14 protein-coding genes and 1 pseudogene are annotated in these 8,245 nt (G+C 45.1%); 5 read left to right on the forward strand and 10 right to left on the reverse strand.

The window, feature by feature from the left end; all coding sequences use genetic code 11:
* Positions 1-40: 40 nt before the first annotated feature.
* Together RMO84_RS06350 and RMO84_RS06355 are read left to right on the forward strand one after the other, a co-directional pair.
* Positions 41-520 (forward strand): hypothetical protein, encoded by a 480-nt coding sequence (locus RMO84_RS06350; RefSeq protein WP_310487631.1) that lies wholly within the window; start codon positions 41-43, stop codon positions 518-520.
* Between the two features lie 161 nt (positions 521-681).
* Positions 682-1,200 carry a hypothetical protein gene (locus tag RMO84_RS06355; protein WP_310487632.1) on the forward strand — a complete coding sequence of 173 codons (519 nt, stop codon included), beginning with the start codon at positions 682-684 and terminating at the stop codon, positions 1,198-1,200.
* A gap of 49 nt (positions 1,201-1,249) precedes the next feature.
* Here RMO84_RS06355 and RMO84_RS06360 read toward each other — a convergent pair whose 3' ends face one another.
* The 6 genes from RMO84_RS06360 to RMO84_RS06385 form a co-directional block, all read right to left on the reverse strand.
* Entirely contained in the window at positions 1,250-2,860 is a 1,611-nt protein-coding gene (locus RMO84_RS06360) for an MBL fold metallo-hydrolase (RefSeq protein ID WP_310487633.1), read from the reverse strand.
* A 65-nt stretch (positions 2,861-2,925) separates the two neighbouring features.
* Complete coding sequence (locus tag RMO84_RS06365) at positions 2,926-3,048, reverse strand: hypothetical protein (RefSeq protein ID WP_015159627.1); 123 nt, start codon at positions 3,046-3,048, stop codon at positions 2,926-2,928.
* Positions 3,049-3,145: 97 nt separating this feature from the next.
* Positions 3,146-3,691, reverse strand: coding sequence for an NUDIX hydrolase (locus RMO84_RS06370; RefSeq protein WP_310487634.1), 546 nt, complete (start codon positions 3,689-3,691; stop codon positions 3,146-3,148).
* Positions 3,692-3,866: 175 nt separating this feature from the next.
* Entirely contained in the window at positions 3,867-4,373 is a 507-nt protein-coding gene (gene folK, locus RMO84_RS06375; protein WP_310487635.1) for a 2-amino-4-hydroxy-6-hydroxymethyldihydropteridine diphosphokinase, read from the reverse strand.
* Positions 4,374-4,375: 2 nt separating this feature from the next.
* Complete coding sequence (locus tag RMO84_RS06380) at positions 4,376-4,669, reverse strand: DUF3593 domain-containing protein (protein WP_396135783.1); 294 nt, start codon at positions 4,667-4,669, stop codon at positions 4,376-4,378.
* A 24-nt stretch (positions 4,670-4,693) separates the two neighbouring features.
* Positions 4,694-4,996 carry a DUF2499 domain-containing protein gene (locus RMO84_RS06385; RefSeq protein ID WP_310487637.1) on the reverse strand — a complete coding sequence of 101 codons (303 nt, stop codon included), beginning with the start codon at positions 4,994-4,996 and terminating at the stop codon, positions 4,694-4,696.
* A 268-nt stretch (positions 4,997-5,264) separates the two neighbouring features.
* Between RMO84_RS06385 and RMO84_RS06390 the strand changes: the two genes are divergently transcribed.
* Entirely contained in the window at positions 5,265-5,471 is a 207-nt protein-coding gene (locus RMO84_RS06390) for a DUF2281 domain-containing protein (protein WP_310487638.1), read from the forward strand.
* Positions 5,471-5,764: a type II toxin-antitoxin system RelE/ParE family toxin gene (locus RMO84_RS06395; RefSeq protein WP_310487639.1), complete on the forward strand. Its 294-nt coding sequence runs from the start codon at positions 5,471-5,473 to the stop codon at positions 5,762-5,764. Before RMO84_RS06390 ends, RMO84_RS06395 begins: the two co-directional genes overlap by 1 nt.
* Positions 5,765-5,834: 70 nt before the next feature.
* On the opposite strand, the gene RMO84_RS21300 is transcribed toward RMO84_RS06395, so the two are convergent.
* From RMO84_RS21300 to RMO84_RS06410, 4 genes are all read right to left on the reverse strand, one after another.
* The gene (locus RMO84_RS21300; protein WP_396135782.1) at positions 5,835-6,044 is read right to left on the reverse strand and encodes an antitoxin; all 210 of its coding nucleotides are present in this window, start codon (positions 6,042-6,044) and stop codon (positions 5,835-5,837) included.
* Positions 6,045-6,095: 51 nt separating this feature from the next.
* On the reverse strand, positions 6,096-6,479 hold the full coding sequence (locus RMO84_RS06400; RefSeq protein WP_310487640.1) for a type II toxin-antitoxin system VapC family toxin: 384 nt from the start codon (positions 6,477-6,479) through the stop codon (positions 6,096-6,098).
* Complete coding sequence (locus tag RMO84_RS06405; protein ID WP_310487641.1) at positions 6,476-6,712, reverse strand: type II toxin-antitoxin system Phd/YefM family antitoxin; 237 nt, start codon at positions 6,710-6,712, stop codon at positions 6,476-6,478. Before RMO84_RS06405 ends, RMO84_RS06400 begins: the two co-directional genes overlap by 4 nt.
* A 211-nt stretch (positions 6,713-6,923) precedes the next feature.
* Positions 6,924-7,514: a hypothetical protein gene (locus RMO84_RS06410; RefSeq protein ID WP_310487642.1), complete on the reverse strand. Its 591-nt coding sequence runs from the start codon at positions 7,512-7,514 to the stop codon at positions 6,924-6,926.
* Positions 7,515-7,705: 191 nt separating this feature from the next.
* Between RMO84_RS06410 and RMO84_RS06415 the strand changes: the two are divergent.
* A pseudogene (locus tag RMO84_RS06415) lies at positions 7,706-8,245 on the forward strand (aconitate hydratase B); the annotation flags it as partial.

Genomic DNA, 8,245 nt, shown 5'->3' on the forward strand with positions numbered 1-8,245 from the left:
ACTACAAACTTCAACATCTCTAGCTGGAGATGATTAAGTCATGCGCACATCTACCTCGCTCGCTCTAGGAATATTTGTAACTCTCGGATCGATCGCTCAAACTGCTCAAGCTCTAACCCATCAACATCAGCGATTGCTAACGCCACAATCCCAGCCCAATCTTCACGCTCAAGTGTTGCTGAATAACCAGGCAGGAGGTGGTAACAATAACTCGTCGCAAAATTCTGGCTGGCGGCCTAATTCCCAACCGATCGATCGACCGGGATCTACCCCGACAGGGGGACAGGGGTCGTCTTTATTTAGCACTCCTATCTCTCCTAGCCCAAATAATGCTTCCTACTATAACGATCCTTATCGCAATCCGTCCACTTCCAGCTCATCTGAGCCAGCTAAGCTCAAGAAAAATACCAACTTGAAACCTGATAAAGCGACATATACACCGATCCATCGTGTCGGCAGTAAATCTTGCGGTAACAATTATCAGCTCAGAAATGGTAGATGCGAATTTATCCGCAAGTAATCTCGATTATTTGACTAGTCACGATTCTCATTCTGAGAGGCTTCGCCAACGATTCTACCGATCGACTTGCCACAAATTCGGCAAGTCGGTAATAATAACCACATCATCGATGACAAACATTACTACAAACTTCAACATCTCTAGCTGGAGATGATTAAGTCATGCGCACATCTACCTCGCTCGCTTTAGGAATATTCGTAACTCTTGGCTCGATCGCTCAAACTGCTCAAGCTCTAACCCATCAAAACGAGCGATTGATAACGCCACAATCCCTTCCCAATCTTCAGGCTCAAGTGATTATGAATAAGCCAGCAGAGGGTAATAATAATCCACCGCCAGCCAATAACCCACCACCAGCCAATAACCCACCACCAGAAAATAATCCGCCGCCAGCAAATAACCCGCCACCAAGAAAAGATCCCCCTCATTCTGGTTTTGGACTAAACCCATTTCCGATCGATCGACCGGGATTTCCCGCCGGAGGTACCCCTGACTTAGCACCAGGATTGCCACCAAGTTTTCGACCCCAGCCGACAGTAATCCGCACTAATTACTACTACGACAACGGTCGATGGAGCACTTCTCCTAAGTCCAAAACTCGCATAGTTTGTAGTAAAGGTTATCGGGTTGTTCAGGGTTCGCTCTGCCAACGCGTGAAAACCCAAGCTGTGAAAAAATAGTGCGAGATGCTGGATTTGGAGCGGTATTCCGAAGAGATCGCATTTGACGTTAACTCAACTCAAATGCCGGACAAAAACCATCGGGAGCCACTCGAAAGCCGTGGAGTGGCGATTGACTGCTCTGACAGCGAGAACCGCGCTGATGGCGACAATTGCCGCAACAAGGCAGATCTGGCGGGAGATTGCTCGCTTGCTGTCGATCGAGCATTTCACGCTGAGAGATGCCCCTGAGCACGATTTCTTCGCCTTGCCATCTCGCCTCGATCGATCCGGTATCTGCAAAATTGTGCCATCGAGGATCGCTGGCGAGCGTAATCGGTAAACTAATATCGATCGCTTGTTCTAGCTCGATCAGCTCGCCATCGTAATGGGGGTCTTTTGGCGGCGCGGGTTGGATGAACGTTTCGCCAACCGGCAGCGAAACGCGAGTTCCCGCCGCTGGCGAGTGCAAATGATAGCGATTTTGCAGTTCTTCTAATCCCGTCAGATCTGCTAAATAGGGAACCGAGCCATGCACGAACACCACATGTTTGGGGCGCATATTGTGGATCAATTGTGCGGTACCCGCACCGTCGGAATGTTCGCTCAGTAGGTAGGTTTCGGTGGCAATTTCAACAGTGCTGGCAGGCAATTCGATCGGATTATGGGGTGAAGTCGGCAACATTACTAGCCAAGGCAAAGGATGCCCGACAGTATAAGTGTCGAGATTGCTGTCGGTTTCAGTGATGATAATGCACTGACGCTGATGAATCTGCTCCAAAGTCTCTGGCGTAAGTTGCCGGACGTGCGGGCGAACTTTTTCATCCCAAAATAGCGATTGATGGCGTGCAAAGTTTTGCACGGATGGCGGAAACCGATCGATTAATGGTAAATAAGCATCATAACCAGCCGCGATCGACTTATCCACCCAGATATCGATATCGCGTCCGGTGAATAGATGATGACTGCGCAGCAGGATCAGCAGCTCTTGTGCGATGCCGAGCTGCGATACAGGTAAAATAATCGACTGCTGTTGCCCGATCGCTCGATCGATCCGTGCCATCAGGGTGTTTTCTTGTTTGCGGCGATGGGGATGGCGCGCCGTGCCATAACTGCCCTCGACAATCAACACATCTGGATTGAGATTGCGAATCGAATCTAGGTGTAAGCCTTCTACCAACCGCGAATTCGATAAGAAAAAATCGCCCGTATAAAAGACCCGATACGACTGATAAAATCCGGTATAAGTCAATAAAATTGATGCAGCACCAGGCAAATGTCCGGCAGGAAAGAGTTCCGCCGCTAAACCATCGGCAAACTCGATCGAGCGTTGCCAGGGCAAGGCTTGACTTAATTGTGGCACCGCTTCCTGCTCGTCCAACCAATTAAGCGACAATAAGCTGCTAGTGACTTCGCTGGCATAAATTGGTAGCTGGGGAAAAGCTCGATGCAGCGCAAGCAAACCCCTAGCATGATCGGCGTGCGCGTGGCTACAGATAACCAGATCGCAAATTGGCAACCCATCAGCAGCGATTAGTGGCGATATATCGCGCAAACCACAATCGAGCAAAATCCGATACGGCCCCATTTTGACGAGCAAACACACGCCCTCGTCACTATGACCGACGCCATAGGGAAAACAAACTAGATCGTCGTTACTAGAATGGGGCAGGGTAGACAAGGGGAAATTCCAGGATAAAGCCGACGCCGCTTTTGTGGCAATCCAATCGATGGGCAGGTCATTAGCTAGTGAGCGGAACCATTACCATGATATTTGTCCGAATCATAGAAACCATTGCGAGTACCGAAAAACAGGGCACCAAGAATGAAGGGGATAGTCAGAATTGGTAAGATGATTTGAACGCTCATAATCTAAATTAACTCTGAAGACGGAATAGTACTGAATTTATATTATGAGACGATCTGGCTGCTGTAAGCAACAATTGTTAACCATTCTTGACGCTGACTACCAAACCTGCCGCGCCAGAAAATAAGCCGCGATCGATTTTGCATCGATCGGTTCGCCAGCCGCGATCGCCGTTTCAAATTCGGCTGGTGTCATCAGCACGATCTCAATATCTTCATCTGCATCACCTGCCGGTTGGACGGCTAATTTTTCCAAATCCTGCGCCAGAAAAGCATAAATAATCTCGTCGCAATAACCAGGTGCCAGAAAGAACTCCCCTAGTTTTTGCCATTTACCAGCGCGGTACCCCGTCTCTTCTTCAATCTCCCGCGCGATCGTCTCTGCCGGATCTTCGCCTACTTCCAGCGTACCGGCAGGAAATTCGAGAATTCTGCCCTGAGTGGGAAAGCGATATTGTTTGACCAATACTAATTTCCCCTCAGGCGTAATTGGTACGGCTAACGCTCCGCCAGGATGGCGAATCGATTCCCATTCACCAATTACGCCATTAGGCAGCTCGATCCGATCGACATGGAATGAAAATTTACGCCCTTGATAGTGCAATTTATGCTCGATTATCTTGGCAGGTTCGTTTCCTAATGGCATATTTAATTAATTGATAATTGATAGTTAATGTCGCAACCGTAAGTAATTTATAGCAGTATCGTAGGGTGTGTTATCGCGCAGCGTAACGCACCAAATATTATTCCGCTCGTTACAAGAGTAGTTTAACAAACAACAGGGGTTTAAATCCCTATCCTAACAACCCAGCTCTCAATTCTCAATTCTCAATTAATTTAACACCAGTGCATTCTAACTTTTTGGACAGGTTAGCGATCGATTCGCCCGATTTCGGTTCAATAATATCGGGGGCAATTTGAGCTAACGGAACCAGCACAAATGCTCGATCGCATATATAAGGGTGAGGGACTTGTAAAGTTGGCGAATCGATAATCCAATCGCCACATAATAGCAGATCTAAATCTAACGTCCGCGCCCCCCAAACCTCCTGCCGCACCCGACCGAACTCAGCCTCGATCGATTGTAAAACATTCAGTAACTCTAATGGCGTCAGACTAGTCTCAATCGTCGCACAGCCATTCAAATAGTCAGGCTGTGGTGGCCCGATCGGTGCCGTCCGATACCAGCTAGAAACAGCTAATAACTCAATCTGGGGACGCATTTTCAGTCGCTCGATCGCCCCAGTTAAAATTGCCAGACGATCGCCTAAATTACTCCCCAACCCGATCGCACACCAATCATAATTAGACTTGCTATCTATATTCACTTTCAACTATCAACTTTCAACTTCCCCAACGCCTGACTAAACCCGATCGCGATCGTGATATTAGAAATTGTCAAAAATAATTCTGCCCCACCATGCAATAGATCGACATCTGCCAAAGACTTATGCAATTTCAATTGTGCGTATGCCCCGATCGGAATCGTCACCGCTACAAATACTAAAGTTAAATAAAATCCAATCAACGCAATCTTAGGAGTTGAGATTTTCTTGGTCATAAACCATAAAAATCCTAAGTAAGGAAACAGAGATACTGCAAATAATGTTTCCTTAGAAAATATCGATTCAATTAACGCAGGCATATTTTAACTATTGACGATCGACTGTTTACTAATCTGCCAAGCCGCCAGACACATCGTAGCATTCCCCACTACCGTCATCGCTGCTTGTAAAGTTACCAGCCACTCTAGCGTAGGCGTGTTATCAAAAAAATGCCAAGTACAAGCACACATCGCACTCACCAGCGCAGGCAACATCCCAAACGATAGACTTCGCCATGCCAGATTACCACTAGCCTCAGCATAAAGCCAAATCAGCCAGATCGCAGTCATCCACTCGATGACGCTAGAAATATGAATGATCCAAGTGGGAATCGAGAGTACGTGCATTTATGTATGGTCGATCGGTACGATGTGGCTCTAACTAACTATAGCTAGATCTCCATCTATGAGTGTACCGAATATCTCTCCGGCTGTATCGATCGATAATCAATCCAAACTCAAAAGCGATCGCATCCCCCAATCAACTCAGCTCGACGCTCGATTCTCCAGAAAGAGGCTATACGTGATGAGAAATCGCGATCGAGCAAGGTTTAGACTCTTTCACACTCCACTACATTGTTTGTTAAAATGGTGGGTATATTAGAGCGAAAATTAAATGCTGATGACGACTATCGAACAATTGACGATCGACAAGATCCGAAATCTACCATTAGAGTTACAACAGCAAGTATTAACATTTGCTGAGTTTTTGGAGTTTAAACAGCAACAACTAGAAGACGAAGGTTTACTCAGAGCGATGCAAGAAACCAAAGATGATGAAACCATCGATCTTGCAGATGCTAAGTTATTCCTAGAGCGATAATGAACGTCACATATAAAAAGAAATTTCTCAAAGATTTAAAAGCTCTCTATAGCACAGATGTTTACGATAAAATTTGTACTTTGGTATTAGAGGAAATACCCAACGCAGAAGATTTAAGCACTATTGTCAATTTATCGAAACTCAAAGGTGATGACACTGCTTATCGGATTCGAGTTGGCGATTATCGGATCGAGTTTTTCATGGAAGATAATGAGATCGTGATGAGCCGAGTATTGCATCGATTCTCCCAGGAGAGACTGTCGCCAACGGAGATTTATCGTTATTTCCCCTAAATTCGATTCTCTTCCAGAGACGCTACGCGAACGAACACCCTCATTTTAGCTTGAGGATTCATCAGATAGCTTAAACCCATTCCAGAGATAGCTTGCGCTCAGTTCGAACACAATCTTGGAGATAGAGATTAATTAGATTTTGGTAGGGAATTCCCGTTTGCTCGGATAACTTCTGGAAATAGTCCACGACATTATCTTCCAGATTAATGCTCACCTGTTTTTTCAACTTCTTCAGGCAAGGGTTAGGAATAGATTGTGAAAAGTCATATTCGTCTCGCATATCCAATAACCTTGGTATTTTCTAGCTCTAGATTTTTATCTCTTTACACTGCTAAATAGTATTAACTGAATAGGCGCGAACGGCTGCATCTACTGTCGCAATTGTCAGACCATTTTGTAAGGCCTGACAGACAAGCATTCTGTCGAATGGATCTCTGTGCAATGGTGGTAGTTTTGCAAGTTGAGCCACACTACTTTCATCCAGAGCAAGACTGAGAATTTGATGAAGATCGCGTTGTTTGGGTAGATATGTTTCGGGATGTTCTGGCAGAGGTAATTTACCCAACTGGTACTTGACGAGTATTTCCCAAACTGAAATTGCACTTAGATAAACCTCGTTATCTGGATCGCAAATTGCATCCCGAACATCTGTTGACAACTGGGTATCGCCACTGATAAACCATAAAAATATGTGTGTATCTAGCAGAATTCTCATTTGCCCTCGAATGAGTTGAGAATATCGTCAGGTAAAGGAGCATCGAAATCATCTGGCACAGTAAACTCACCCGCACACAAACCAAATGGTCGCAATTTCTTACTATTATTAATCGGTCTAAGTTCTGCGATCGCTTTATCTGCTTGAAGAATTAAAAAGGTTTCGCCTGCTGCTACTTGAAGCAGATACTTTGAAGGATCGCTCTGAATTTCATCAACTGTAATGTTTACCATAAATAAGCCTCAGTGTAAGCCCAAAGGATAGTACTGGATCTAACTCAATTGTAAACGATCGAGTGTAGCCACGTCGAACTCAGGTCGATCGAACACCCCCATTTTAGCTTGGGGAGTCATCAGATCGGTTTTTATAGAAAGATAACGAGATCGCGAAGATCGATCGAATATTTATCGTTATTTTCCATAAAAATGAAATGTCGAATAGAGGTTATAACTTTCGCTGAAAACGAACTTCCATAAAAGGTTTCAAAGCCTGTTTCTTAGACATGACTGGTGGTTCAAGATCGGCAAGAGAAATGCCTAAATCTTGCTCATCCTCTTCATCCAAATCATCAAAACGAGTATATTCATCTTCACTTAGTTCGTTAGCTGCTGATGTTTCATCTTCAAAATACATAGTTCTTCCGTCCATATCAAAGACTTCGGCTGATAAATCACTGAATACCTGTATCCTCGCCCAAGTTACATCCAAAAATTGCTGATCTATTATATACCACTCAAACCACCACTCTTCTTTTAGTAATACTTTTACCTCTTTTTCAGGATTACAGAGATCGGCTGCTATCGCCTGAATTTGATGACAAAGTTCAATATCGCCTGTTTTTATTTTCAATATAGATAGTCTTTCCTCAAACGAGTAGTGCAATGTTAATCTCACGACTAAGCATCTAGCTTGCTCCATCACAGGATCTAGATAATGCGTGGATAGACACTGCTGCCACTCCTCAGAACCTATACCAACAGTCGCTAATCTTTCAAAAAAATTAGCAAGTCTTATCCGTTGATATGATTGAAGCATTCTGAAGAAAATATGTTTAGAATTGACGACCGCACAGGTGAAGCCAAACTATCACATAGTTGTCCAACTATAGGATCTGTTATTTTATTTTAGCCCACACCCTGCCGTCAAAAATCGATCGCTCCAAACACTCACCAGTAGCCGCCACCTATTAAAATAGAGAGACTTATATACAGAAGCTCTATTTTAAGATGTTAGAAGCATATCGCCAGCATACAGCCGATCGAGCCGCATTGGGAATCCCCCCATTACCGCTCGATGCCGAACAAACCAGTGCCCTCTGCGAACTATTACAACATCCACCAGCGGGTGAAGAGGCTAACCTAATTGCATTATTGCGCGATCGAGTTCCACCTGGAGTAGATCCGGCTGCTTATGTCAAAGCTGGCTTCCTGACTGGGATTGTTACGGGTAAGATTACTAGTCCGTTGATTGACAAGGTTGGATCGATCGAGCTATTAGGTACAATGTTAGGCGGTTATAACGTTCGATCGCTCATCGACTTACTCCAATCTGATGATACCAAACTCGCTACAGCAGCAGTCAAAGCACTGAGCAAAATCGTCCTCGTTTACGACGCATTTAACGATGTCTGGGAACTCTCCCAAACCAATCCCTACGCCAAACAAGTTATCGATGCCTGGGCGAATGCTGACTGGTTCACATCTCGCCCCACCCTGCCCGAAACCATTACCGTCACCGTCTTCAAAGTCCCTGGCGAAACCAACACC

Source organism: Chamaesiphon sp. VAR_69_metabat_338 (assembly GCF_031423935.1).
Lineage (GTDB): Bacteria > Cyanobacteriota > Cyanobacteriia > Cyanobacteriales > Chamaesiphonaceae > Chamaesiphon.

Coding starts and splice junctions, on each gene's coding strand:
- RMO84_RS06350 (WP_310487631.1), top strand. CDS start 41: ATGCGCACATCTACCTCGCTCGCTCTAGGAATATTTGTAACTCTCGGA.
- RMO84_RS06355 (WP_310487632.1), top strand. CDS start 682: ATGCGCACATCTACCTCGCTCGCTTTAGGAATATTCGTAACTCTTGGC.
- RMO84_RS06365 (WP_015159627.1), bottom strand. CDS start 3,048: ATGAGCGTTCAAATCATCTTACCAATTCTGACTATCCCCTTCATTCTT.
- RMO84_RS06370 (WP_310487634.1), bottom strand. CDS start 3,691: ATGCCATTAGGAAACGAACCTGCCAAGATAATCGAGCATAAATTGCAC.
- RMO84_RS06385 (WP_310487637.1), bottom strand. CDS start 4,996: ATGCACGTACTCTCGATTCCCACTTGGATCATTCATATTTCTAGCGTC.
- RMO84_RS06390 (WP_310487638.1), top strand. CDS start 5,265: ATGCTGATGACGACTATCGAACAATTGACGATCGACAAGATCCGAAAT.
- RMO84_RS06395 (WP_310487639.1), top strand. CDS start 5,471: ATGAACGTCACATATAAAAAGAAATTTCTCAAAGATTTAAAAGCTCTC.
- RMO84_RS21300 (WP_396135782.1), bottom strand. CDS start 6,044: ATGCGAGACGAATATGACTTTTCACAATCTATTCCTAACCCTTGCCTG.
- RMO84_RS06400 (WP_310487640.1), bottom strand. CDS start 6,479: ATGAGAATTCTGCTAGATACACACATATTTTTATGGTTTATCAGTGGC.
- RMO84_RS06405 (WP_310487641.1), bottom strand. CDS start 6,712: ATGGTAAACATTACAGTTGATGAAATTCAGAGCGATCCTTCAAAGTAT.
- RMO84_RS06410 (WP_310487642.1), bottom strand. CDS start 7,514: ATGCTTCAATCATATCAACGGATAAGACTTGCTAATTTTTTTGAAAGA.